The following is a 25355-nucleotide window of genomic DNA, read 5'->3' as shown; positions in this document are numbered from 1 at the left end:
TTCGGTAATCGCAATTGCCGTCATGGCCCCCTCAGCCTTCGCGCAGGTCGCCGATCCTGCCGCAGCTGATCCGCAGGCAGTGCCGGCGCCGGCCGGTTCGGGCGTCGCAAGCACGACGTCGGGTTCGGCCAGCCTCGACTCGGCAACCGCGGGCACGGCCCCCGGCTCGGCCAGCAACACCACCGGCACCTCGGGTGCGTCGCAGGACGCCGGTAATCCGACCCCGGACACCGACCGCGGCGAGATCGTCGTCACCGGTATCCGCCAGAGCCTCGCCAACGCGCAGAATATCAAGCGTAACTCGGACACCGTCGTCGACGCGATCACCGCGGAAGACATCGGTGCGCTCCCCGATCGCTCGGTCAACGAAGCGCTGCAGCGCGTTCCCGGCGTTTCGATCAGCCGTTTCGCCGCCCCCAGCGACTCGGCGCACTATTCCGCACAGGGCTCGGGTGTCGTGATCCGCGGTCTCAGCTACGTCCGTGGCGAGTTCAACGGCCGCGATGCATTCGCAGCGGGCGGCGGTCGCGAGATCGGCTTCAACGACATTCCGGCGGAAATCGTCGGCTCGGTCGAGGTCTTCAAGAATCTGACCGCCGATCTGGTCGAGGGCGGCATCGCCGGTACCGTCAACATCAACACGCGCAAGCCGTTCGACTCGAAGAAGGACCTGCTGTTCCTTTCGGCGGGCATGAACCTCGGCGATCTCGAGAAGCGCGGCGCGCCGCAGTTCGTCGGGCTCGTCTCGAAGCAGTTCGACCTGGGCAGCGCAGGCCGCTTCGGTATCCTCGCGAGCGGCACCTACCAGAAGCTCTACAGCCGTTCGGACTCGGTGTTCATCTCGTCGATGCTGCCGCGCTATAACGACGACAAGAACGGCAATGGCGTCCAGGATGCCGGCGAAGGCCGCGTGTTGAACGCGGGCACGCCGTACCAGTCGACGCTGTTCGATACCTTCCCGCTGCCGGCCGGTCGCAACGTCGTATATGCACCGCTGGGTGCGGGCTCGCGCTCGCAGGATTTCGACCGCACGCGCATCGGCTATTCGGGCGCCGCGCAATATGAGACCGCGTCGGGCAACCTGCTGGTCACCGCACAGTTCGTCCGCGCCGAATCGACCGACGACTGGCTCGAGCACACCGTCGAGCCCAACGTCTATTACGGCGATGCCAACACGGTGTTCCCGGTCGGTGGCTCGGACTTCACCTATGACGACAACGGCGTCTTCACGAGCGGCACGCTCGGCAAGCGCACCGGCGCGGTGCAGGGCAACGGCCCGAACGGGTACGGCGTGCTGAGCCAGTTTTCGCCGAACGGCGTGTTCACGACCGAATCCAACCGGCACTTCTTCTCGAAGTCGATCTCGCAGGATCAGTCGCTCAACATCAAGTTCGAGCCGATCGAGCGCCTCCACCTGAATTTCGACGGGCAATACGCCACTTCGAAGGTCAAGGTTCGCGACGACATCCTCGACACCGCGACGTTCAGTCAGACCGCGATCGACCTGCGCGGCAGCATCCCGCAGATCACGTCGATCACACCGGGCTTCGATACGACCAGCTATTTCGCCAACCCCAACTCGATCTATTTCCGCGACGCCTTCAATGGTCGCCAGGATAATGATGGCCACGAATGGGCCTTCCGCGGCGATGCGCAGTTCGACGTCAGCGACACCGCGTTCCTGCGCAACGTCCGCGTCGGTGGCCGGTATGCGGATCGCAAGCAGCTCGTGCGGTCGGCAGATTACAACAATTGGGGCTATCTGTCCGAGACGTGGTCGGCAAAGGGGCCGGTAAGCTATGCGGCACTTGGTCAGAACGAGCAGAGCCTGCACAATTTCACCAATTTCTTCCGTGGTCAGACCAACACGCCGCCCAGCGCGACCTTCGTCGCCGAAGACATTTTGCGCGATCACGACGCTTTCACCGACCTGCTGCGCAAGATCACGACCCTGGGCGGCGGCGGGTATACCGCGCTCGAAGATCGCAAGAACGGCGATGGCAGCCCGCTGAACGATGGCGCGTACCTGAACAGCGAACTCTATCGTAACCGCGAGCAGACCAAGTCCGCCTATGTCCGCGCCGATTTCGGCGTTGAGGATTTCGGCAACGGCATGAGCCTGACCGGCAACGTCGGCGTGCGCTTCGTCAATACCAAGGACAGCTCCAACGGCGCGATCACCTTCCCGAATCAGAGCAGCATCTTCGATGCGTCCAACCTGCCGGCGACCCCGACCGGTGGAGCGTATCCCCAGACGCTGGCCGGGTTCTGCCAGTCGCAGCGTGACAAGCCGCCGGCGTCGGGGACGATCAACGCGATCTGCACCGTGCCCGCAGCCCAGCAGGCGGCGATCCTCGCCTATGCGAACTCCGGATCGATCCCGGATGTCGCCAAGCAAAAGTTCAACTTCTGGCTGCCGAGCGCCAACGTGAAGCTGCAGGTCACGCCGACCTTGCTGTTCCGCGCCGCCGGATCGAAGGCGATCTCGCGTCCGAACTTTGGCGATCTGCGCAACTTCGTCGGCGTCGGTGTGTCGTCGGGTAACACCGCGGGCAACTACCAGTTCTCGGCGACGTCGCGGAACCCGTATCTGCGGCCGGTCGAGGCGTTGCAATTCGATCTGACCAGCGAGTGGTATTTCTCCAAGGTCGGCTCACTGACCGCGACGGTGTTCCACAAGACGCTGTCGAACATCATCGTCGACAATCTCGGCTACACGCGCACGCTGACCAACAACGGCCAGACGTTCGACGTCCAGGTCAACGGTCCTGCCAATGTCGACGGCAAGTCGCGGATCAAGGGTGCGGAAATCGCGTACCAGCAGACCTTCGACTTCCTGCCCGGTGCGCTCGGCGGTCTCGGCCTGCAAGCCAACTACACCTATGTGAAGGCGGGCAAGATCCCTAACCCGGTGCCCGCCAACGGCGCCGCGGATGGCAGCCGTCCGCCGCAGGACGTCGCCGGTCTGTACGACAACCTCCCGCTCCAGGGCCTGTCGAAGCATACCGTCAACGTCGCCGGCTTCTACGACAAGGGTCCGTTCTATGCCCGCGTCGCATATAGCTGGCGCTCGAAGTTCCTGCTGACCAACCGCGATTGCTGCTTCCCGTTCCTGCCGGTCTACGCATTGCCGACCGGACAGCTCGATGCCTCGGCGTTCGTGACGGTGAACGAGCATTTCAAGCTCGGCGTGACCGCGTCGAACCTGCTCGACGAGACGACCAAGACCAACTTCCTGCTGAACGGTGCAGGGCTCGAAGCGCCGCGGAGCTTCTTCAAGAACGACCGGTCGTACACGCTGTCGGCGCGCATGACCTTCTGAGGTAGCGGGATACGAGGCCAGGGATTACACGCACGCGATGAGTGAGATCCTTGGCCTTCCGGTTGCCGAAACCGGTGCGATCGATGCGGCGCGGTTCGAAGCCGCGATCGCGCACGGCTATCGCCCGGTGGTGATGCGCGGACTGGCGGCGGATTGGCCCGCGGTCCGGGCCGCGCGTCAATCCGATCGCGCGATCGGCGAGCATATCGTGTCGTTCGATGGGGGGCGCTCCGCCGACGTCATGGTCGCGCAAAGCGACGTGCGCGGGCGGTTCTTCTACAATGACGACCTGAGCGGCTTCAATTTCGAGCGCGCCAAGGCGCCGATCCCGACGCTGGTCGACCAGTTGATCGCGTTGCAGGGGGTGCCCGGCGCGCCGGCCATCTATGCCGGGGCGGCGGCGGCGGGGGAATTCCTGCCGGGCTGGGCTGAGGCGAACGTGTTGCCGCTGCCCACGCCCGATGCGGTGCCGCGGGTGTGGATTGGAAACGAGAGCCGGGTGTCGACGCATTACGACGTGTCGAGCAACGTCGCTGTCGTGGTGGCGGGGCGGCGGCGGTTCTGCCTGTTTCCGCCCGAGCAGGGGCCCAACCTGTATGTCGGTCCGCTCGATGTCACGATCGCCGGACAGCCGGTCAGCCTTGTCGATCTCGAAGCGCCCGATCTGGAGCGGTATCCGCGATTTGCCGAGGCGCGTGCGCAGATGCAGGTGACGGTGCTGGAGCCGGGCGATGCGATCTTCATCCCGTCGATGTGGTGGCATGACGTCAAGGCGCTTGGGCGGTTCAACGTGCTGGTCAATTACTGGTGGGGGCAAGCTGGCGCGGCCTCGCCGTTCCCCGCGCTGATCCACGCGATCCTGGCGATCCGTGACTTGCCAGAGGGCGAGCGCGCGGCGGTTCGGGGGTGGTTCGATCAATACGTGTTCGGAGACGCGGCGCAGGGCGCGGCCGCGCATCTGCCTGACGCGATGCGCGGCGTGCTCGGAAGCCCGTCGCCGGAGCGGACCGACGCGATCCGCGGATACCTCGCGCGGACGCTAGAACGGCTCTAGCGCCCTCGCGTCGCGTCGAGGAAGGCGGCGGTCCATACTAGCGGGGCGTTCCAGTTGATCGCGACTTCGTTGACGGTGAAGGCACGATAGTCGTCGATCCAGCAGGTTTGGGGTGCGCAGCCTTTCATCGGGCCGGGCTCGTTCGCGGCGGCCGAGTTGGGGCCGCCGGAGAGGACTCCGGTGGGCGGCGCGGGATAGCGTTTGTCCGCCGCGGCCGCCCAGAAGCGGTGGTGCGGGTGCTGCATCGGGCGCGTGCCGATACCGGTGACGTAGGATCGGTCGAGCGGATTGCGGCCGAGGATGTAGTCGAGGCTCGATACCACCGCGTCGCGATAGGCGGGCTTGCGGTCGATCTGCCACGCGACGCCGAGCACGATCGCGCGGTTGAGGATCGAGCTGTTCGAACCCCAGGGGTAGTTGGTGCCGCCAAATGGGATGCCGTAGCCGCTGCGCTTACCCTCGGCGACGAAGCCGTCGGCGAGCGCGGTGATCCGGGTGCGGAGTTTGGCACGGTCGTTCGCGGGTCGCGTGTCGGGCAAGGTGGCGAGCGTCAGCGCGCCGGCCAGTCTGAGCGAACCCCAGCCGATATCCGTGCCGGGATCGGTGAAGATGCCGTCCTTGCGCAGGCGATCGAGGAAAACCGCTTCGTTGGTGGTCGCGTAGAGTTGCGCGGCGGCGAAGGTGAACTCGTCACGGACATCCGGGTCGCCATAGCCCCCGCTACCCGTGAAGTCGGAACTGGTGAGGAGGTTCGGATGGCGGAGTGCCGCCGCCCAGCCACGTCGCGCCGCGGTGAGGCATTTGGTGGCGAAGGCCGGATCGATCGCCCGCCAAATCCGCGCGCACTGCGCCGCCACACCAACCATGTTGAGCGTCGCCGCAGTCGATGGCGGATACAGGAACCGAATCTCGTGATCGATAGCCGGCGCGGTCGGTATCCCCGTCCAGTTCTTGTCGGCGATCTTGGTATGAACCAACCCGCCCGCGTCGATCGTCTCGAACCGGGTGATCGCCTTGCCGGCGACGCCTGCGTCGGGCGCGATGGCCAGCTTGGTGCCGTCGGGGATCTGCATCGCGAGCAGGAAGGCGACCTCGACGCGCGCTTCGTCGAGCAAATCGTCCTTGCCGTTGGCTCGCTCGGGCAGCGCGAGCCGACCGTCGGCGAACGCGCCGGCGTCACCGAACGCGGCCAGGCGCTCGTGGAGGTCGAGCAAGGTCCAGGTCGAGACGCCGCCGTTGACGACGTATTTGCCTTGGTCGCCCGCGTCGTACCAGCCGCCGGTCGCGTCGATCTTGTAGTCGCAACCGGGCCATTTGACGCCCTTCTGGTCGCGCCCGCCGAAGCAGGTGGCGATGTCGGGGGCGTGGCCGGCGGGGCGGGCGAGGTCTTTGCGTTCGACGTAGGCGGGCAGGATGGGGACGCCACTGCGCTGTTGGTAGAAGAAGGCCATCGCCGCGGTCGCCACGCGCGCGAACGGGCGGTCGGCGATCGCGAAGGGGTGGCTGGCGTCGCTGCCGACGTGGAGGCGATAACCGGTGCCGGACGTCCGGAACGTGCCGAAGTCGATCCGCTGGACGCTTTCGCCCGAGGCTGGGTCGGGACCGACGGGTATCGTCTGGCCCGAAGCGACGGTCTTGCCGCGCGAATCGGTGAGCGTCCACGCGAGCGGCTTGGCCTGCGTCGATGGCAGGACGGCGATCTTCGGACCGCTCGTCTCGAACCCCGCCTGATCGATCCTGATCGGCGCGGGCGGGGCTTGCGTGGCGGCGGTCGTCAGCAGGACGGCCGCCGCACCGAGCAGGAGGCGGCTCAGTCGCCGCATTTGGTCATCGGTACCGGCGCGGAGTCGATCTTCACGTCGGAGATCGACAGGCCGAGCTTGCCGTCGGTGGCGACCACGAACGGCGCGGTGACGTGCGCCATGTCGATGCCGCGCTTGGCGAAGCATTGCAGCGGGACGATCACCTGTTGCCAATCGCCGGGCTTGCCCGCCGCGAGTGTCTTGGTGATCGGGACGGTGACCGCCTTGCCGTCGTTGCTGACCATGCCGAGACCGACGGGTGCGCTGCCTGCGCGATCGACGCGGACGTCGACGACGAGGCTCAGTTCGCCATTGCTCTCGCGCGTGAGGTCGAGCGGGCCCGAGGCCTCGACGCGGGCGTCCGCAGCGCCACCGGTCCAGACGAGCGCACGTGCGTCCTCCTGGCGACGGCGATCGACTGCGGAGGCGGTGAGGCGCTTGGTCGCGGTCGTCGCATTGACGCCGAGCAGGCGGACTTTCGACTGGTCTTGTTCGACCAGGGTGAGCGACCAGCCCTCGGGCACGCGGCCCTTGCCGAAGATCGTGCCATTCGACGATGCGGCCATGCCGGCGGGGCGGGTTTCGTCGAGCTTAGGGACGCTGCCCGGCTTGGCGTAGCTCAGGCCATAGCCAAACGCGAACAGCGGGTCGTAGCCGGGGTCGGAGCGGTTGAGGACATACTGGTCGGGGCGCTTGGGCCAGGAGAAGCTCAGTTTGCCGCGGAAGTCGTTGGCGATGCTGCCGTCCTTCTTGCGGAACAGCACGTCGGCGACGCCGCCGCCTTCGCTGCCCGGCAGGAACGCCGCGACGAACGCATCGGAGGCGTTCAACTCGGCGTTCACCCAGAGCGGGCGGCCCGACAGGAACACTGCGACGACCGGCACGCCTGCGGCCTTCAGTTTGCGCAGAAGTTCGAGGTCGGACTTGTCCTCGGCGCTGTATTCGAGGTTCGGGCGGTCGCCCTTGAACTCGGCATAGGGCTGCTCGCCGAACACGACGATCGCCGCGTCGGGCTTCTTGGCGAAATTGCCGTCCGCCGACAGCGTGGCGGTCCCGCCGGCATCCTTGACCGCGGTGCTGATGCCCGACCAGATCGTCTCGGCATTGGGGAAGTTCGCGTTGGTGGTGCCGCCGCCTTGCCACGTCAGCGACCAGCCGCCGGCCTGTTGCGGAATGTTGTCCGCACCGCCGCCCGCGACGAGGATGTTCGCAGACGGTTTCAGCGGGAGCAGGCCGCCCTCGTTCTTGAGCAGGACCATCGATTCGCGTGCCGCACGGCGGGCGATCGCGCGGTGGTCGGCGGCACCGATGAGGGTCATCTTGCCGGCGAGTGCGCGCGATGACGGGCGGCCGCGATCGAACGTGCCGGCGCGGATTTTCACGCGCAGGATGCGGCGGACGGCGTCGTCGAGGCGGGCGGCGGGGATCTCTCCGGATTGCGCTTGCTTCAGCGTGTTGTCGTAGAGTGTCTTCCACCCGCTGCCTGAATACATGAACATGTCGAGCCCGGCGTTAATCGCGGCCGCGCAACTCTCGTTCGAGCAGCCATCGACCTGGCCGTGGCCGTTCCAGTCGCCGACCACGAAGCCGTCGAAGTGAAGGCGGTCTTTGAGCACGCCGGTCAGCAAGCTCTTGTTGCCGTGCATCTTGGCGCCGTTCCAGCTCGAGAAGCTGGCCATCACCGACTGCGTGCCGGCCTCGATCGCGGCGGGGTAGCCGCCCAAGTGGATATCGCGCAGCGTGGTTTCGGGGATGAGTGCATCGCCCTGATCACGCCCGCCGGTGCCGCCATCGCCGAGGAAATGCTTCGTGGTCGCGATGACGTGGTCGGGTGCAAGGAATTCCTTGGTGCCGACCTTGCCCTGAACCCCTTCGATGACCGCGCCGGCGTAATCGGCCTGAACCTGCGGCTCTTCGGAATAACTCTCGTACGTGCGGCCCCAGCGGTCGTCGCGGACGACGGCGAGCGTTGGGGCGAAGGTCCAGTCGATGCCGGCGGCGGCGGTCTCGATCGCGGTGACGTGGCCGATCTCGCGCATCAGGTTGCGGTCGCGCGCAGCACCGAGGCCGATATTATGCGGGAAGAGCGTCGCGCCGGGAATGTTGTTGTTGCCGTGGACCGCGTCGGTGCCCCAGATCACCGGGATCGCTGGGCGGCCGTCGCTGCGGGCCATCGACGCGTCGTAGAATGCGTCGGCGAGTTTAAGCCACTCGACGGGTGGGGCAAGGTCGTTGCCTCCAGGGCCGGCATTGCCGCCGTTGAGGATCGAGCCGAGCTTGTAGGTGCGCAGGTCGGAGGGCTCGATGCTGGCGATGTCGACCTGGATCAGCTGGCCGATCTTGTCCTCCACGGACATGCGTTTCATGATCGCGTCGATCCGCGCCTCGACCTTCGGATCGCGCAACGGGCGGGCGTTGGCGGTCGGCCAGATCTCGGGATGCGCGACCGCAGACAGCGGCGCTGGTTGCGCTACCGGCGTCGCTGCGGATTGCAGCAGAAGCGCGATCGTGAACGTGGAAAACCCTGCCGACATCATACTCTCCCCGGACGGTGCGCGATCGTGATCCGCACCTTGGCATCCCTGCTACCGGGTTAGCGCTACAATGTGCAAATCATTTGCTTATTTCTTCGTCCAGATCTCCGGATGCGCGTCGATATAGGTCGATAGCGCCGTCGTGATCCGCGCATCGTCGGCGGTCGAAGGATGCGCGTGGCAGCCGGTGAAGGCGAGGCCGGTGACGGGGACGAAGGCGACGTTGCGCTCGCCCTCGGCTTTGAGGCGCGCGGCGACCTTGCCGACCTCGGAGGCTATCTCGCCGTCGGCCATGTCGGTGGCCCAGAGCACGACGTGCGCGCCCGGATTGCGCGCGCGAACGGCTTTGACGAAGGCGACGTACTTCGCCTCGTAATCGGCGTGGAGCGCGTCGCGCGTCTGCCAAGGCTCGCCGGGGTGGAGCCGTGTGGTGAAGTCGTTGGTGCCGAGCGCGATGACGAACAGGCGGGGGTGCCAGGCGGGGTCGGCGTAGCGCCTGGCCTTGTCGAACAGCGTGAAGGGGTAGGCGACGGGCAATGTGTCGGCGGCCATGCCGTCGTAATTGCGGACGATCCCGCGGCCCGAGATCGCGTTGACCTGGTAGTCGGCGTCGTAGCGGCGGGCGGTCAGCGCGGGCATGGCTTGCGCGGTGTCGGTGGTCGCCCAGACTTCATCCTGCGTACAGTCGCGCTTAGTGGAGATGTTGCCATAGCCGACCGTGTGCGAGTCGCCGATGAACTCGATCTGGCGCGCGCGGGCGGGTGCGGGGAGGGCACGCGTTCCCCGGTCGGCGTAGAAGCCGCCGAAGACGGTCGGGGCGGCCTGGCTTTCGCTTGCGACGTCGACGCGGATCGTGTGGCGGCCGTTCGACAGGCCGGCGACGCGGTAGAGGCCGGGCCTCGGCTTGACGAGCTTGGCGGCGGGGGTGCCATCGACGGACACGCGGAGGATGACGTCGCCCTGGCCGATGCTGAGCAGCGCGCTCGGGCCGCGGAATGCCGCCTCGAAATAGGTGCCCGGCCATTGGCGCTTAAAGCCATCCGCGGTCCGCTCGACGCGACCGCCGATGTGGACGGGGAGGGGCGCACCGGCTTTCGCGGTGGTCGGGGTCACGGTCGGCAGGGCGGCGATCGCCGAGGTCGCCAGCAATGTCGCGGCGATCAGGCCGAGGATCGTCTTCATGCCTTCACCTTCAGCGATGCGGGGAGTTCGTCCTTGGTGACGTAGCGGTTCGAGGCGAAGTCGCGGCGGAGCCGGTCGGGCGTGTTCTGGTCGGCGCCGGTCAGCCAGCGCGTGTGCCAGGTCATGAACCAGAGCCAGTCCGCCGTGGGGCCGAGCAGCGCGGGATCGGGAACCGGACCGTTCTCGTGCAGGCAGATCGGCAGCGTGTCGCCGACGATCGCCTTCACCTGCGCGAACATCGGGGCGAGGTTGCCGTGGTCGTTGGCGTAGATATCCGCGCCGGCGACATCGACGGTCGCGCGGCCGGGATACCAGGCGGGATCGACGTTCTGGCCTGCCCAGCCTAGCACCCAGATCAGGTTGTTCAGACCGTGAACGCGTGTGAACTGGTCGTGCATCAGCGCCCAGAGTGCCTTGAACGCGGCGGGGCCGTGCTTGCCCCACCAGAACCAGTCGCCGCTGAATTCGTGGAACGGGCGCCACAACACCGCGACGCCGCGGTCTTGCAGGACCTTCAACAGCCGCGCGACTTCGGTCATCTGGCGCATCATCGCGACGTTCTGCGGCGTCCCCGGTTTCAGCGCGGCGGCGACGTCGAAATCCTTCTTCGAATTCTCATAGCCGGTGCCGATGTCGGGCGCGCCCCAATGCCAGCACAGCGTGACGATCCCGCCCGACCGCGCCCAGGCGGTCGCCCGGTCGTTGACGGCGTCGTTGTCGCGCGGATCGATATAGTCGAGCCCGAGGATCGCGGGGAGCTTGCCCGTCACGCGCTGGAGATAGTCGAGTTCGCCGTTAGGGTTGGTCGGGCCGGAGCCCTGCTCCTGTTGCCCGGTCAGCGTCTTCCTGCCGTATTGGCTCCACAGATAGGCGTAGAGGTGGCGCGCGGCGGGCGAGGCTTTCGGATTGCTCAGACGGCGGTTCGGCACCGCTGCCAGCGCCGGCATGCCGTGCAGCAGACCAAGCGCCGCCGTCATCCCGAGCGTCTCACGACGGTTGAGCATCAGAGCGCCGCCATCGCCGCGGCGTGCGCGCGGATCACGGCCTGGGTCGAGGCATCGCTGTCGAACACGCCGTACCAGCCCTGCGGTTCATGCGGGGGGTCGCCCATATAGCCAAGGTCGCCGCGCTGGAACCGGTGATCGGCATGCGGTGTCCGCGCCTCGCCGTTCCAGGCCCAGAAGTTGGAGCCTGCAAGCGGCCCGCCGGCCTTCGCATTGGCCTCGATCGCGGCGTAGATCTGGCGGTAGAAGCGGTCCTTATATTCGGTCGTGATGAACGGATCATAGGCGGCCTGGCCGTCGCGCGGGTAGCCGAACTCCTCGATCACCAGCGGCTTGCCGAGCGTCGTGGCGAGCCGGATATGCACGTCGATATAGGTGGCCACCTTCGCCGCACCGGCGTCATAGGTGCCGGCGAGATTGCCTGCGTCCATCCAGGTCCAGTTGTTGGGCCAGATATGCGTGGTGAGGTAGTCGATCGAGGGCGACTTGTGGGCGGCGAGCACGACATCCTCGCGCTCGATCGAGCCCTTCAGTCCCTCCGAGCCGGTCGAGACGAGGTGATGGGGATCGAGCGTCTTGATGTAGCGCGCGGTCTCGTCGATCCAGCGATAGAAATGCGAGAGATTAGGCACCGCGACCTTGTCGCCACCAGCCGGGCGCGGTTCGTTCGCGAGTTGCCATGCCATGATCGTCGGATCCGCGGCATAGGCAACGCCCGTCACGGTGTTGGTGCGCGAGACGACCGCGCGGATGTAATCGCGGTACATCGCCTGCGCCTGACCGTTCGTATAGAAGGCGGCGTTCCAGTCGGCGAACTCGGGCCAGGGGTGCGCGGGGTCGTTCATGTTGATGAACTTGCCGCCGTTGACCCACGACAGATACGTCATCATCCCGCCCGACCATTCCCAGAAGTTGGTCAGGTAGATCACGCCGGTCATGTCGCGCTTCGCCATTTCGGCGAGCGTCCAGTCGAGGCCCTTCAGCAGGTCCTCGTTGTACGTCGCGCTTTGGTCGCGAAATCCCGGGGTGATCGAGTTCTTGAGCGGCGACAATTCGGCCGAGCCGAGGATGCGGAGGTTGCGGACGCCGAGCGCCTTCAGACGATCGAGTTCGCGCCCGAGCCGCGCACGATTGCCATAGGCGGTGTCCGCGCCGAGCCACGCGCCGTACCAGATGTTCGCACCCGCATAATGATACGGCTTGCCGTTGCGTTCGAAGCCATGCCCGACGACGGTGACGAACGCCGAGGGCTGGGCCCGACCAACTGGCTGCGTCACGGTTGCGCAGGCGGAAAGAAGCGCACCGCTGGTGATCGCTGCCCCGGTCAAAAGCGCCGTGCGCCGGTTCATCGTCATATCATACTCCCATCCATCCCACGCCGTGTCTGCTGCACGCATCGCGATATCTGCCGAATCAGACCAATGCGGTCTATGCGGATATCCACGAAAATAGAAATTCATTTGGGTAATTCGTAGGCACTTACGCACGGTCTCGTGCGGACAATGAATTTTTGGCCGTGCCAAAGCTTATAGCGCTCCAATATCCGACGCGATCGATGGATATTGATCGCGAAAGGCCACCGCGATGCAACGGAAACAACGACGCTCGACGATGTGCGGCCATGCCGCATGATGCGGTTTGCATGCTGCCGTAGCGATGACGGGCCGATCAAGCCCGTGATCGGCGTCCTGTGTTGTAACGAGGTCGCCGATCGCCCGATCCAGGCGGTCGCGACGCGGTTCGTCGAGCCGCTGGTCCGCTATGCCGGCGCGACCGTCCTGCTGGTGCCCGCGGTCGCGGACGCGATGGATACGCGCGCGCTGGCGGGGCGGCTCGACGGGCTGTTGCTGACCGGGTCGCGGTCCAACGTCGCGGGCGCGCGCTATGGTAAGACCGATGCAGCGGATGGCGCGGCGGACGATGCGCTCGATCTCGACCGCGATGCGGTAGCGATGGAGCTCGCAGGGCGGATGATCGAGGGCGGGCGGCCGGTGTTCGGGATCTGCCGCGGATTGCAGGAACTCAATGTCCTGTTCGGCGGCACGCTGACCGATACGCTCGACGCGGGACACCACCGGGCGACCGAAGACGCGACCGCGTATGAAACGCTGTTCGATCACGTCCACGACGTCGACCTGCAGGCGGGCGGGATGCTCGCGACGGTGACGCAACGGCGCAGCCTCTCGGTCACCTCGGTTCACCGCCAGGGGATCGATCGGCTCGGGTCCGGGCTCACTATCGAGGCGCTGGCGACCTCGGACGGCTTAGTCGAGGCGTTCTCGGCACGGCCGTGCGGCGGCGATGTGCTGGCGGTGCAGTGGCATCCCGAATGGGATGTCGCCGCCAGCGCCGCGAGCCAGGCCTTTTTCTCGCTTATCGGGCGATCGCTCGGGACCTGTCGGGACCGTTGATCGCCTTCATTCGTACCACACACCCAGAGGTCGTCGCAGAACGATCCACTATCAGGGACCATGACATGACTGCTTACCGTACCGCGTTGGCGCTCGCCGCGTCGACCTTCGCTCTCGTCATCGCGCAGGCCGCGTTCGCCCAAGACATGCCGGCCCAAGACGTTCGGGCCCAGGACGTGCCGGCCCAGACTGCCGCCGATCCTTCGGCCGATCCTGCCGCCGCGGCTGCGCCCGACACGCAGGACGACATCATCGTCACCGGTACGCGCGCGGTCGGCCGGTCGCGGCTCGACAGCGCGTCGCCGGTCGACGTGCTGAGTTCGGCCGCGATCCAGCGCCAGGGCACCACCGAACTCGGCGCGGCGCTGGCGGCGATCGCACCCTCGATCGACTTCCCGCGGCCCTCGGCGGTCGACGGCACCGATGCGATCCGCCCCGCGACGCTGCGCGGCCTGTCGCCCGACCAGACGCTCGTGCTGGTAAACGGCGTGCGCGGCCATACCGCGGCCTTGCTCAACGTCGGCGGCTCGGTCGGGCGCGGCTCGGCGGCGGTCGATCTCAACACCATTCCGACCGTCGCGCTCGACCGGATCGAAGTGCTCCGCGACGGCGCATCGGCGCAATATGGCTCCGATGCGATCGCCGGCGTGATCAACCTCCGCCTGCGCGAGGCGCGGTCGGGCGGCGCCGCCACGGTCAATTACGGCTTCTACAACACCGACATCGACACCGCGCGCGGTAGCCGCAGCAGGACCGGCGAACATGCCGTCACCGTCTCGGGCTGGCAGGGACTCGGCTTCGGCGAAGACGGATTTCTGACGCTGTCGGGCGAGTATCTGAACCGTGAGGCGACCAACCGCGCCGATTTCGATCCGCGCGTCCCCGGAACACGCGTGACGGGTCGGTTCGGCGATCCGGCAGTCGAGCAATACAGCATCTTCGCCAATGCCGGCACGACGCTGACGGGGACGTGGAAGCTGTATGGCTGGCTCGGCTATCAGGACCGCGACACGCGCAGTGCGGCGTTCCCACGCCTGGCGAACGCGACGACCGCGCTGGCCGGCTATCTGGATGGCTTCCTGCCGCTGATCAACACCAAGTCGCGCGACATCAATTCGGCGGTAGGCATCAAGGGCGTGGTCGCCGACTGGAACGTCGACCTGAACGCGAGCTATGGCCGCAACAAGATCGGCTTCCGCACGCTCAATTCGGCGAATTACGCGTTCGGCAGCACCACGCCGAAGGACTTTTCCGACGGCGCGCTGATCTATGACCAGTACATCGTCGGGCTCGATGTCGACCGCAAGTTCGACCTGTTGCAGGGCGTCAACGTCGCGTTTGGTCTTGAAGGGCGCCGCGAGGGGTTCAAGATCGAGGCGGGTGAGCTCGCCTCCTATGGCTATCCCGCGGCCGGCACGGTGACGGGGGCGGCCGCGACCGCTGCGCCGGGCGCGCAGGGGTTTGGCGGCTTCTCGCCCGCCAACGCGATCGAGCGCAGCCGGCGCAACGGCAGCGTCTATCTCGATGTCGAAGCGCAGGTGACCGACAAGTTCCTGGTCGGCCTTGCCGGACGCGGCGAGGATTATTCCGATTTCGGCTCGACCGCGACCGGCAAGCTTTCCGCACGCTATGATTTCACGCGCTGGTTCGCGCTGCGCGGCACCGCGTCGACCGGGTTCCGCGCGCCGGCGCTGCAACAGCAATATTTCACCTCGATCGCGACCGTCATCCAGAACGGCAATCCGATCCAGACAGGCACCTTTCCGTCGATCAGCCCGGTCGCCAGCCGGCTCGGCGGCCTTCCGCTCGAGCCGGAAAAGTCGACCAACCTGTCGGCTGGTGCCGTCATTCGTGCCGGCCGGTTCGATCTGACCGTCGATGCGTATCGCATCCACATCCGCAACCAGATCGGCCTGTCGGAGAATATATCGACGTCGCCGACCCAGTCCGTCGCGGTCAATACGCAGATCGCCAACCTTCTGGCGGGATCCGGCGCCACCGCCGCGCGGTTCTTCCTCAACGGCCTTGCCTCGACCACCAAGGGCATCGACGCGGTCGCGCATTACCGCATGCCGACCGACTCCGTGGGGACGTTCGACCTGACGATCGCCGGCAACATCAACGATTCGAAAGTCACGCGCGTGCCGACCTCGACATCGGCGCTCAATCCCGCGCCGACGCTGTTCGCGCGCAGTCGTATCCTGACGCTGGAGGACGGCACCCCCGGCGAGAAGGTGACCGGATCGATCGACTGGTCGCTCGAACAGTTCGGCGCGCTTGCCCGCGTGACCTATTACGGCGACGTCAACCAGCCGGGCACGACGGCCGCCGCCGACGTCCATAGCGGCAAGCACGTCATCACCGATATCGAACTCCGCTATCAGGCGACCAAGGGCGCGCAGTTGGGGTTCGGCGTCAGCAACCTGTTCGACGTGTATCCCGACGCGACCATCCCCGCGAACAACAGCACCGGGGTGATCGGCTTCCCCTATTACTCGCCGTTCGGGTTCAACGGTCGCTATCTCTATGCACGCGCCGGCTTGAGCTGGTGATAAATCCTATCTCCACGATAGGGTATTGCGCCGGGCGATCATCGGCGGTAGCTTTCGGTTCCAGAGCCAATGTTGCGCTATGCGACTGCAGTTCTGACGTCGTCACCACGGAGACCAGTTCATGAACAAAATCACGATCGTGCCCATGATTGCAGTCCTGGCACTTAGTCTTGCGGCCTGTTCGAAGACTGCCGAGCCGTCGAACGTTTCGGCTATCGACAGCAACACGGTCGTCGAGGAATCGGATGCGAACTTCTCAGCGGTCGATGGCGTCGCAACAGAAAATTCGACCGACCTGATCAATACGACCGAGACCAACACAACCGGAAACACGTTCTGATCGACCGGTCGTGGCGCGTTCTCGTAGGGCGCGCCAAGATCGGTAGACTTCGCCCTGAGCGGCTCGAACAGATAATGCCTCCCGATCAAAAGGGGGCATTATCTGTTTGTGTTTACAGTCTATGTCAGTGGTTTATTGGAAGCTTGCTCGGTCGTATTTTACGGTCGCTTCGTCGTACTCTTTGCGAAACTGTATTCCTATTTGATTGGTATGCATTACACCGAAGTAACGTCGAGGCGAAGTGAAGCTCCCTGGACGAATCCTCGTGGCCCGGCAGAACCCCTCTGCCGGGCCATTTTTCGTAATCGTCGTCTGGATCGCCCGGTCGGGCGCAGGCGGATTGACGCGGATCGCGCGTACGCACAGCGCTGATGGTCTCTATGGCGACGGTCGGCATGACCGCGCGCCCTTGTTGCAGAATGTCAAAGCCGATGCGTCTTCCTCGTCTGTTCAGCCGTGCTTCCAGTGACATGGCGATCGATCTCGGCACGGTGAACACCGTCGTCTATCTGCGCGGGCAGGGGATCGTGCTCAACGAGCCGTCGGTGGTCGCGATCGAGACGCGCGGCGGGGTGAAACAGGTTCGTGCGGTCGGCGCCGAGGCCAAGCTGATGATGGGCAAGACGCCCGACGGGATCGAGACGATCCGGCCGATGCGCGACGGCGTGATCGCCGATCTCGACGTCGCCGAGCAGATGATCAAGTTCTTCATCGACAAGGCGCATGGCGGGCATAGCCGGATGCCGCGCTATCCCGAGATCGCGATCTGTATCCCGTCGGGCGCGACCCTGGTCGAGCGCCGCGCGATCCGCCAGGCGGCGTCCAATGCCGGCGCGCGGAAAGTGTTCCTGATCGAGGAGCCGATGGCGGCGGCGATCGGTGCAGGGTTGCCGGTGACCGAACCGGTCGGCGCGATGATCGTCGATATCGGCGGCGGCACGACCGAGGTCGCGGTGCTGTCGTTGCGCGGGCTCGCCTACAGCACGTCGGCGCGGGTCGGCGGCGACAAGATGGACGATGCGATCGCGTCGATGATCCGCCGCAAGCACAATCTGATGATCGGCGAGGCGACCGCCGAACGCGTCAAGCTCGCGGTCGGGATGGCGCGGATGCCCGACGATGGGGTCGGCGAGATCATGCGCGTCAAGGGGCGCGACCTGCGCGCCGGCGTCCCGCGCGAGATCGAGGTGACGCAAGGCGATATCGCCGGGTCGCTGGGCGATCTGATCGGCCAGATCGTCGAGACCGTGCTGACCGCGCTGGAAAAGACCGAACCGGAGCTCGCCGCGGACATCTGCGACCAAGGGATCGTGATGACCGGCGGCGGGTCGTTGCTCGCGCGGATCGACGAGGTGCTGGCGGATGCGACCGGGCTGCCGGTGATCGTCGCGGAGAATGCGCTGACCTGCGTCGCGATCGGTGCGGGCCGGGCGATGGAAGAGCCGATTTATCAGGGCGTGATGACCGAGGCCTGACGCGTCGCGCAAGGCCGCCGGGGTAACCTGCGATAACACTTACGAAATATCACGATCACGGAGTGGGGAATTATTGCTTTAGCGCGTGTTGGCTAAGCTCGTAGGGCGCAGGATATGTATGCGTCGCTGACCTAGCTGTCGGAAGCGCGACTGTCAGCGGGAGAAGCGACATGGCGACCAAACGTCCAGACGGCATTGCCGACTATACCGGCCCGGCAGGGGGCTGGGGTGCGCTGAAAGCGGTCGCCGTTTCGCTGAAGGCGCAACAGATCGTCGTGCGCGGCGGCCAGACGCTGTTGAAGTCCAACCAGCCCGATGGCTTCGACTGCCCGAGCTGCGCATGGCCCGATCCGAAGCATACCTCGTCGTTCGAATTCTGCGAGAACGGCGCCAAGGCCGTCGCGTGGGAGTCGACCGCGAAGACGATCGGCGCGGACTTTTTCGCCAAGCACAGCGTGTCGGATATCTGGAAGCAGAGCGATCACTGGATCGAGGACCAGGGCCGCGTCACCGAGCCGCTTCGCTACAACGTCGCCACCGATCACTATGAGGTCGTGAGCTGGGCGGACGCGATGCGCGAGATCGGCGCGGGGCTGGCGGCCGTGCCCGATCCCAACCAGGCCGAGTTCTACACTTCGGGTCGCTGCTCGAACGAGGCGGCGTTCCTGTTCCAGCTGTTCGTCCGGCTGTACGGCACCAACAACTTCCCCGACTGCTCGAACATGTGCCACGAGGCGACCTCGGTCGGCCTGCCGAAGTCGATCGGGATCGGCAAGGGCACCGTCAGCCTCGAGGATTTCGACCATGCCGACCTGATCCTGTCGATCGGTCACAACCCGGGCACCAACCATCCGCGGATGATGGCGACGCTCCGCGAAGTGTCGAAGCGCGGTGGCAAGATCATCGTCTTCAACCCGCTCAAGGAACGCTCGCTCGAACGTTTCGAATCGCCGCAGTCGGTGGTCGAGATGGCGACGATGTCGGCAACCCCGATCGCGAGCAGCTATTACCAGGTTAAGGTCGGTGGCGACGCGGCCGCGCTGAAGGGCATCGCCAAGGCGCTGGTCGCGCTCGACGAGGCGGCCAAGATGTCGGGTGGCGAGCGCGCGCTCGATCACGCGTTCATCGCCGAGCATACCGCGGGCCTCGAAGACTATATCGCCGATCTCGCCACCACCGAATGGGCGGATATCGAGCGCTCCAGCGGGCTCTCGCGCAGTGATCTCGAAGAGGTCGCGCTGGCATACTCGAAGTCGAAGTCGACGATCTGCTGCTACGGCATGGGCGTCACGCAGCATCGCACGGGCACGACCAACGTCCAGCAGATCGCCAATCTGCTTCTGCTGCGGGGTAACATGGGCAAGCCGGGCGCGGGCATCTGCCCCTTGCGCGGCCACAGCAACGTTCAGGGCGACCGCACCGTCGGCATCACCGAGCGGCCGATGCCCTTGCTGCTCGACAACATGCGCGATGTGTTCGGGTTCGAACCTCCGCGCGAGCACGGCCATTCGGTGGTCGAGAGCATCGCGTCGATGCGCGACGGCCACGCCAAGGCGATCGTCTGCCTCGGCGGCAATCTTGCGATCGCCTCGTCCGATCCGCAGGCGTGCGCGGAAGGGTTCCGCAATCTCGATCTGGCAGTGCACATCACCACCAAGCTCAACCGCACGCAGTTGCTGATGGCGAAGGCGACTTATGTGCTGCCGTGCCTGGGGCGGACCGAGCTCGACATGCAGGCGACCGGTCAGCAATCGGTGACAGTCGAGGATTCGATGTCGATGGTCCACGCCTCGCGCGGCTTCCTGATGCCGCCGGGCGAGAACGTGAAGTCGGAGATCTGGATCGTCGGCGAGATCGCCAAGGCGACCTTTGCAGCCAAGGGCCGCGCGCCGGTGGATATCGACTGGGACGCGTATGTCGGCGACTACAGCCTGATCCGCGAAAAGATCGAAGCGGTGTTCCCTGCCTTTGCCGATTACAACGCACGGATCCGCAAGCCGGGTGGCTTCCACCTGCCGAACTCCGCGGCGATGCGCGAGTGGAAGACGGATAGCGGCAAGGCGAACTTCCTCGTCACCAAGGGCGTCGAGGAAGACGAGGGCGCAGGCGATCCGACCGTGCTGCGCCTGACCACGCTGCGCGCGCACGACCAGTACAACACTACCGTCTATAGCCTCGACGATCGTTATCGTGGCGTGTTCGGGCGTCGCGACATCCTGTTCATGAACGAGCGCGACATGGCGCGGCTGGGGCATAAGGAAGGCGATGTCGTCGATATTGCCACCGCGCTCCAGTTCGCGCGGCCCGACCGGGTCGTGCAGAAGCTGATGCTGGTGCAATACGCGCTGCCCGATGGCTGCGTCGCCTCCTATTACCCCGAGACGCAGCCGCTGATCGCGCTCGAGGATCACGATCCGCAGAGCTTTACCCCCTCCTACAAATCCATCCCGGTGACCGTCCGTCCCGCTGCTGCCGACCTCGGGTCGGATCGCGGCGTGGTGCGCGCGGGGATCGTCGGCCACGAGAGCAAAGTCCCCGCATGAGCACTGGTTATTCGTCGACGATCGACACCTACGCGACCCTCGCGGCGACCAAGGCCGAGGCGCTGCGGCGCTCGCCTGCGGGGTTCTTCGCGGGCGCGATCCTCGCCGGCACGTATATCGGCATCGCGATGATCCTGGCGCTGAGCACGGCGTCGGGGCTCGAGCCCGGCGTGCGTCCGCTGGTGATGGGCGCGACCTTTGGGCTCGGGCTGATCTTGACGGTGTTTGCCGGCGCGGAACTGTTTACCGGCTATGTGATGTATCTCGGGTTCGGTCTCGCGCGGCGGACGATCACGATCGGTGACGCGCTCAAGCTGGCGGTCGTGGTGTGGATCGGCAACCTCATCGGCGGCGTCGTGCTCTCGTTCGTGTTCGCGGCAGGCGGTGGCGGCGCGATCTTCGCCAACGCCGATGCGATGTTCCACGGCTATGTGCTGCACAAGGTGTCGGTCGACGCGACCGCGCTGCTGGCACGCGCGATCCTGTGCAACTGGCTTGTCTGCCTGGCGATCTGGACCGCGGCGCGGATGACCGGCGATGCTGCCAAGTGCATCGCGATGGCGTGGATCCTGCTTGCGTTCGTGGCTGCCGGGTTCGAGCATTCGGTCGCCAATATGACCGCGCTGACGCTTGGCCTGCTGGTGCCGCATGCGTCGATCGATCTTGCTGGAATGGTCCGCAATCTCGCGATCGTGACGGTCGGCAACACGATCGGCGCGTTGGTGTTCGTGGTCGGCGGGTATCTGGTCGCGTCGAAGACCGATGGGGTCGTTGCTCCCGCTAAGCGGAGATAATTCCATCCTCCCCCGCTAGGGGGGGTGGCGCTGAAAGCGGCGGGGGGGAGGACACGGAACAGCGGTTGCCTGTTCCTCCCCCTCCGTCTGGCAAGTGCCAGCCACCTCCCCCTGGCGGGGGAGGATTTAGCTACCGGATCACATCGCGCCGTCGCGGATCGTCTCCATCGCAACGAAGGTGGAGGTGCTGGCGACGTGCGGCAGGCTCGAGATGCGCTCGCCCAGCACCTCGCGGTAACGGCGGATATCGGGCGTGCGGACTTTCAGCAGATAGTCGAAGCTGCTGGCGATCATGTGGCATTCCTCGACCTCGCGGATCGCGAGTACCGCGCGGCGGAACGCGTCGAGCGCCGCCTCGCGCGTGTCGGACAGCTTTACCTCGGTGAAGGCGATGTGATCGAGCCCGAGCTTGACTGGATCGAGCACCGCGCGGAAGCCGCGTATATAGCCTTGGTCGAGCAGGCGTTTGAGCCGGACCTGGCAGGGCGTTTTTGACAGTCCGACGCGGCGCGCGAGTTCTGCTACCGACATCCGGCCGTCGTCGCGCAGAAGGTCGATGATGCGGCGGTCGAACTGGTCGATCTCACTGGCGTGATCCACTTTATCGGGCATTCCGCCGCTCCTGCCTCCTGAAAATGGTCGAACCGACCGATATAACGCCATCGATAAGGCGGATCGCCAATCGCGTCCATGCTACGGTCTAGTCAGGTTCCAGACGAGGCTCGCCGCATGCCGCACACATCTTCGCTTTCGCCATTGTTTGCCGATTTCGCCCCGCCGATCCGTGCGCAGAGCGATCTGCGCCGTGCGATTACCGCCGCGTATCGACGTCCCGAGGCCGAATGCCTCGCACCGCTGCTCGATCAAGCGACGCTCGACGACGCCACCGCGGCGGATGCGACGCGCACTGCGACATCGCTGATTACGGCGCTGCGGGCGAAAAAGCGCGGCGGCGGGGTCGAGGGGATCGTCCAGGAATATGCGCTGTCGAGCCAGGAGGGCGTCGCGCTGATGTGCCTGGCGGAGGCGATGCTGCGGATTCCGGATGCGGAGACGCGTGATGCGTTGATCCGTGACAAGATCGCGGGTGGCGACTGGACGTCGCATCTCGCCGAGGGGCGGTCGTTGTTCGTCAACGCTGCGACCTGGGGGCTGGCGCTGACGGGCAAGCTGACCGGGAGCGTCGACGACAAGGGGCTCGGTGCGGCGCTGACCCGGCTGATCGCGCGCGCGGGCGAGCCCGTGATCCGCGGCGGCGTGGCGATGGCGATGCGGATGATGGGCGAGCAGTTCGTCGCCGGCCAGACGATCGCCGAAGCGCTCAAGCACGCGCGTGGCCCCGAGGCGGAGGGCTTCCAGTACAGCTACGACATGCTCGGCGAGGCGGCGACGACCGCAGAGGATGCGCGGCGCTATCACGGCGATTACGTCGCGGCGATCCATGCGATCGGCAAGGCGTCGGCTGGGCGCGGGATCTATGGCGGGCCGGGGATCTCGATCAAGCTGTCGGCGCTGCATCCGCGTTATGCCCGGTCGCAGGCCGACCGGGTGATGGCCGAGCTGCTGCCCGACGTGAAGGCGCTCGCACTGCTGGCGAAGCGCTACGACATTGGTCTCAACATCGACGCGGAGGAGGCGGATCGGCTCGAACTGTCGCTCGACCTGCTCGAAAGCCTTGCGACCGACCCCGATCTGAGCGGTTGGAACGGGCTGGGTTTCGTGGTGCAGGCGTATGGCAAGCGCTGTCCGTTCGTGCTCGACTGGATCGTCGAACTGGCGCGGCGGGCCGATCGCCGGATCATGGTGCGACTGGTCAAGGGCGCGTATTGGGACGCCGAGATCAAGCGCGCGCAGGTCGACGGGTTGGCCGATTTCCCGGTCTACACGCGGAAGGTACATACCGACGTCGCATATATCGCGTGTGCGCGGAAGCTGCTGGCGGCGGGCGATGCGGTGTTCCCGCAGTTCGCGACGCACAATGCGCAGACGCTGGCCACCATTCACGCGATGGCGGGGCCCGACTTCGTGATCGGCGATTACGAGTTCCAGTGCCTCTACGGGATGGGCGAGCCGCTGTACGAGGAGGTCGTTGGCGGTAACCGGTTGAACCGCCCGTGCCGGATCTATGCGCCGGTCGGGACGCATGAGACGCTGCTCGCGTATCTGGTCCGGCGACTGCTGGAGAACGGGGCGAACTCGTCGTTCGTCAACCGGATCGCGGACCCGGCGGTGCAGATCGCCGAGCTGGTCGCGGATCCGGTCGCGACGGTGCGCGCGATGCCGGTGCCGGGCGAGCCGCATCCGGCAATCGCCTTGCCGCGCGATCTTTATGGGACGCGGCGCAATTCCGACGGGCTCGATGCGAGCGACGAGGGTGTGCTGGCAGCGCTGAGCGAGACGTTCCGCGGGGCGCTGGCGCCGGTGCAGGCTGGGACTAAGGGCGACGCGCGGCCGGTGCTTAATCCGGCGGACCACCGCGACGTCGTCGGCACGGTTTGCGAACTGTCGCCGGATGCAGCGCTCGCAATGGCGCGGACCGCGGCCGAGGCGGCGTCGCGTTGGGCGGCGGTGTCGGTCGACGAGCGCGCGGCGTGTCTCGATCGCGCGGCGGACCTGATGCAGGCGCGGATGCCGGTGTTGTTGCCGCTGGTCATGCGCGAGGCGGGCAAGTCGCTCGCCAATGCAGTGGCCGAGGTACGCGAGGCGATCGATTTCCTGCGCTATTATGCGCAGCAGGCGCGGCTGCTCCCCGCGGGGCAGGTCCCGCTCGGGGTGGTGACGTGCATCAGCCCGTGGAATTTCCCGCTTGCGATTTTCGCGGGGCAGGTGGCCGCCGCGCTGGTCGCGGGCAATGCGGTGCTGGCCAAGCCCGCCGAGGAAACGCCGCTGATCGCCGCGCAGGGGATCGCGATCCTGCATGAGGCGGGCGTGCCCGAGGATGTGTTGCATCTGGTTGCGGGTGACGGCGCGATCGGCGCGGCGCTGGTCGCGGCGGCCGAAACGTCGGGGGTGATGTTCACCGGTTCGACCGAGGTCGCGCGGCTGATCCAGGCGGAACTCGCCAAGCGTGTGTCGCCGACGGGAGCACCGATCCCGCTGGTCGCCGAGACGGGCGGGCAGAATGCGATGATCGTCGATTCCTCCGCGCTCGCCGAGCAGGTGGTCGCGGACGTGGTCGCGTCGGCGTTCGACAGTGCGGGGCAGCGGTGTTCGGCGCTGCGCATCCTGTGCCTGCAGGAGGATGTCGCCGACCGGACGCTGGCGATGCTCAAGGGGGCACTCCGCGAGTTGCGGATCGGCCGCACCGATACGCTGGCGGCCGATATTGGCCCGGTGATCTCGGCCGAGGCGAAGTTGAACATCGAGCGGCATATCGAGCGGATGCGGTCGCTTGGCCGCCCGGTCGAGCAGATCGCGCCGGCGGGGGATACGACGCACGGCACGTTCGTGTCGCCGACGATCATCGAACTCGACGATCTCGCCGATCTGGAACGCGAGGTGTTCGGGCCGGTGCTGCATGTCGTGCGCTTCCGGCGCGCCGATCTGGGCAGGCTGATCGATCGGATCAACGCGACCGGCTACGGCCTGACGTTCGGGCTGCACACGCGGCTCGACGAGACGATCGCGTTCGTTACGCAGCGGGTGCAGGCGGGCAATCTGTATATCAATCGCAACGTGATCGGCGCGGTGGTCGGCGTGCAGCCGTTCGGCGGGCGCGGGCTGTCGGGCACCGGGCCGAAGGCGGGCGGGCCGCTGTATCTTGGTCGGCTGGTGACGGGGGCGGATGTCGGGGCGCGCGGTTCGGGTGATCCGGTGGCGACGGAGTTCGCGTCCTGGCTTTACGGTCGCGGTGATGCCTGCGCTGCGCAGGCCGTGCGGGATTGCGCGGCGGCGTCGCCGCTGGGCGGTGTGACCGAACTGGCCGGTCCGGTCGGCGAGACCAACGTCTATGCGATCCATCCGCGTGGCACGGTGTTGCTGCTCCCCGAGACGCAGGACGGTCTGGTCGCACAGCTTGCGGCGGGGCTTGCCTCCGGAAACGACCTCGTGATCGGCGATGCGGCGGCGTTGACGCTGGACCTTCCGAAGGCGGTTGCCGCTCGCGTGCGGTGGGTCGAGGATTGGGCGGCGGCGGGGCCTTATGCGGGTGCGCTGATCGAGGGGGATGCGGAACGCGTCCGCGCGCTCAACCAGGCGATTGCCGCGCTGCCGGGGCCGATCGTGCTGACGCAGGCGGGGGGTGGCTACCGGCTCGATTGGCTGGTCGAGGAGGTGTCGACCTCGATCAACACGACCGCGGCGGGGGGCAATGCTAGCCTGATGGCGATGGCCTGAGCCGATA

At 66.2% G+C, this 25355-nt stretch carries 15 protein-coding genes; 9 read left to right on the top strand and 6 right to left on the bottom strand.

What is annotated here, in order from left to right; genetic code table 11:
- Positions 1-22: 22 nt before the first annotated feature.
- Together C8J46_RS00855 and C8J46_RS00850 are read left to right on the top strand one after the other, a co-directional pair.
- The gene (locus tag C8J46_RS00855) at positions 23-3322 is read left to right on the top strand and encodes a TonB-dependent receptor (protein WP_165886424.1); all 3300 of its coding nucleotides are present in this window, start codon (positions 23-25) and stop codon (positions 3320-3322) included.
- Between the two features lie 37 nt (positions 3323-3359).
- Positions 3360-4376: a cupin-like domain-containing protein gene (locus tag C8J46_RS00850; protein WP_132734184.1), complete on the top strand. Its 1017-nt coding sequence runs from the start codon at positions 3360-3362 to the stop codon at positions 4374-4376.
- Here C8J46_RS00850 and C8J46_RS00845 read toward each other — a convergent pair.
- The 5 genes from C8J46_RS00845 to C8J46_RS00825 all read right to left on the bottom strand — a co-directional run bounded on the left by C8J46_RS00845 (position 4373) and on the right by C8J46_RS00825 (position 12253).
- Positions 4373-6199 carry a glycoside hydrolase family 9 protein gene (locus tag C8J46_RS00845; RefSeq protein ID WP_132734182.1) on the bottom strand — a complete coding sequence of 609 codons (1827 nt, stop codon included), beginning with the start codon at positions 6197-6199 and terminating at the stop codon, positions 4373-4375. The genes C8J46_RS00850 and C8J46_RS00845 overlap by 4 nt on opposite strands.
- Positions 6187-8712: an exo 1,3/1,4-beta-D-glucan glucohydrolase gene (locus tag C8J46_RS00840; protein ID WP_132734180.1), complete on the bottom strand. Its 2526-nt coding sequence runs from the start codon at positions 8710-8712 to the stop codon at positions 6187-6189. Before C8J46_RS00840 ends, C8J46_RS00845 begins: the two co-directional genes overlap by 13 nt.
- 87 nt (positions 8713-8799) lie before the next feature.
- Positions 8800-9894 carry an SGNH/GDSL hydrolase family protein gene (locus C8J46_RS00835; RefSeq protein ID WP_132734178.1) on the bottom strand — a complete coding sequence of 365 codons (1095 nt, stop codon included), beginning with the start codon at positions 9892-9894 and terminating at the stop codon, positions 8800-8802.
- Positions 9891-10898, bottom strand: coding sequence for a glycosyl hydrolase (locus C8J46_RS00830; RefSeq protein WP_243643148.1), 1008 nt, complete (start codon positions 10896-10898; stop codon positions 9891-9893). The genes C8J46_RS00835 and C8J46_RS00830 overlap by 4 nt, the downstream gene beginning before the upstream one ends.
- Entirely contained in the window at positions 10898-12253 is a 1356-nt protein-coding gene (locus tag C8J46_RS00825) for a mannanase (protein ID WP_132734176.1), read from the bottom strand. Before C8J46_RS00825 ends, C8J46_RS00830 begins: the two co-directional genes overlap by 1 nt.
- Before the next feature lie 273 nt (positions 12254-12526).
- Between C8J46_RS00825 and C8J46_RS00820 the strand changes: the two genes are divergently transcribed.
- From C8J46_RS00820 to C8J46_RS00795, 6 genes are all read left to right on the top strand, one after another.
- The gene (locus C8J46_RS00820; protein WP_243643147.1) at positions 12527-13309 is read left to right on the top strand and encodes a gamma-glutamyl-gamma-aminobutyrate hydrolase family protein; all 783 of its coding nucleotides are present in this window, start codon (positions 12527-12529) and stop codon (positions 13307-13309) included.
- 65 nt (positions 13310-13374) lie between these two features.
- Positions 13375-15861, top strand: coding sequence for a TonB-dependent receptor (locus C8J46_RS00815; RefSeq protein WP_132734174.1), 2487 nt, complete (start codon positions 13375-13377; stop codon positions 15859-15861).
- 121 nt (positions 15862-15982) lie between these two features.
- Complete coding sequence (locus C8J46_RS00810) at positions 15983-16201, top strand: hypothetical protein (protein ID WP_132734172.1); 219 nt, start codon at positions 15983-15985, stop codon at positions 16199-16201.
- A gap of 431 nt (positions 16202-16632) precedes the next feature.
- The gene (locus C8J46_RS00805; protein WP_207894045.1) at positions 16633-17676 is read left to right on the top strand and encodes a rod shape-determining protein; all 1044 of its coding nucleotides are present in this window, start codon (positions 16633-16635) and stop codon (positions 17674-17676) included.
- A 170-nt stretch (positions 17677-17846) separates the two neighbouring features.
- Complete coding sequence (locus C8J46_RS00800) at positions 17847-20219, top strand: FdhF/YdeP family oxidoreductase (protein ID WP_132734168.1); 2373 nt, start codon at positions 17847-17849, stop codon at positions 20217-20219.
- Positions 20216-21013: a formate/nitrite transporter family protein gene (locus tag C8J46_RS00795; RefSeq protein WP_132734166.1), complete on the top strand. Its 798-nt coding sequence runs from the start codon at positions 20216-20218 to the stop codon at positions 21011-21013. The genes C8J46_RS00800 and C8J46_RS00795 overlap by 4 nt, the downstream gene beginning before the upstream one ends.
- Positions 21014-21151: 138 nt before the next feature.
- On the opposite strand, the gene C8J46_RS00790 is transcribed toward C8J46_RS00795, so the two are convergent.
- On the bottom strand, positions 21152-21625 hold the full coding sequence (locus C8J46_RS00790) for an Lrp/AsnC family transcriptional regulator (RefSeq protein ID WP_132734164.1): 474 nt from the start codon (positions 21623-21625) through the stop codon (positions 21152-21154).
- Positions 21626-21742: 117 nt separating this feature from the next.
- On the opposite strand from C8J46_RS00790, the gene putA reads away from it, so the two are divergent.
- Positions 21743-25348 carry a trifunctional transcriptional regulator/proline dehydrogenase/L-glutamate gamma-semialdehyde dehydrogenase gene (putA, locus tag C8J46_RS00785; protein ID WP_132734162.1) on the top strand — a complete coding sequence of 1202 codons (3606 nt, stop codon included), beginning with the start codon at positions 21743-21745 and terminating at the stop codon, positions 25346-25348.
- Positions 25349-25355 lie beyond the last annotated feature (7 nt).

This window comes from Sphingomonas sp. PP-F2F-A104-K0414 (genome assembly GCF_004340945.1).
Lineage (GTDB): Bacteria > Pseudomonadota > Alphaproteobacteria > Sphingomonadales > Sphingomonadaceae > Sphingomonas.
The sequence above is the reverse complement of the archived record's forward strand: the minus strand, read 5'-3'. Positions and strand labels throughout refer to the sequence as shown.

What these genes read in the sequence shown, in the direction of transcription:
- C8J46_RS00855 (WP_165886424.1), top strand. Translation starts at nt 23, where the DNA reads ATGGCCCCCTCAGCCTTCGCGCAGGTCGCCGATCCTGCCGCAGCTGAT.
- C8J46_RS00850 (WP_132734184.1), top strand. Translation starts at nt 3,360, where the DNA reads ATGAGTGAGATCCTTGGCCTTCCGGTTGCCGAAACCGGTGCGATCGAT.
- C8J46_RS00845 (WP_132734182.1), bottom strand. Translation starts at nt 6,199, where the DNA reads ATGCGGCGACTGAGCCGCCTCCTGCTCGGTGCGGCGGCCGTCCTGCTG.
- C8J46_RS00840 (WP_132734180.1), bottom strand. Translation starts at nt 8,712, where the DNA reads ATGTCGGCAGGGTTTTCCACGTTCACGATCGCGCTTCTGCTGCAATCC.
- C8J46_RS00835 (WP_132734178.1), bottom strand. Translation starts at nt 9,894, where the DNA reads ATGAAGACGATCCTCGGCCTGATCGCCGCGACATTGCTGGCGACCTCG.
- C8J46_RS00830 (WP_243643148.1), bottom strand. Translation starts at nt 10,898, where the DNA reads ATGCTCAACCGTCGTGAGACGCTCGGGATGACGGCGGCGCTTGGTCTG.
- C8J46_RS00825 (WP_132734176.1), bottom strand. Translation starts at nt 12,253, where the DNA reads ATGACGATGAACCGGCGCACGGCGCTTTTGACCGGGGCAGCGATCACC.
- C8J46_RS00820 (WP_243643147.1), top strand. Translation starts at nt 12,527, where the DNA reads ATGATGCGGTTTGCATGCTGCCGTAGCGATGACGGGCCGATCAAGCCC.
- C8J46_RS00815 (WP_132734174.1), top strand. Translation starts at nt 13,375, where the DNA reads ATGACTGCTTACCGTACCGCGTTGGCGCTCGCCGCGTCGACCTTCGCT.
- C8J46_RS00810 (WP_132734172.1), top strand. Translation starts at nt 15,983, where the DNA reads ATGAACAAAATCACGATCGTGCCCATGATTGCAGTCCTGGCACTTAGT.
- C8J46_RS00805 (WP_207894045.1), top strand. Translation starts at nt 16,633, where the DNA reads ATGCGTCTTCCTCGTCTGTTCAGCCGTGCTTCCAGTGACATGGCGATC.
- C8J46_RS00800 (WP_132734168.1), top strand. Translation starts at nt 17,847, where the DNA reads ATGGCGACCAAACGTCCAGACGGCATTGCCGACTATACCGGCCCGGCA.
- C8J46_RS00795 (WP_132734166.1), top strand. Translation starts at nt 20,216, where the DNA reads ATGAGCACTGGTTATTCGTCGACGATCGACACCTACGCGACCCTCGCG.
- C8J46_RS00790 (WP_132734164.1), bottom strand. Translation starts at nt 21,625, where the DNA reads ATGCCCGATAAAGTGGATCACGCCAGTGAGATCGACCAGTTCGACCGC.
- putA (WP_132734162.1), top strand. Translation starts at nt 21,743, where the DNA reads ATGCCGCACACATCTTCGCTTTCGCCATTGTTTGCCGATTTCGCCCCG.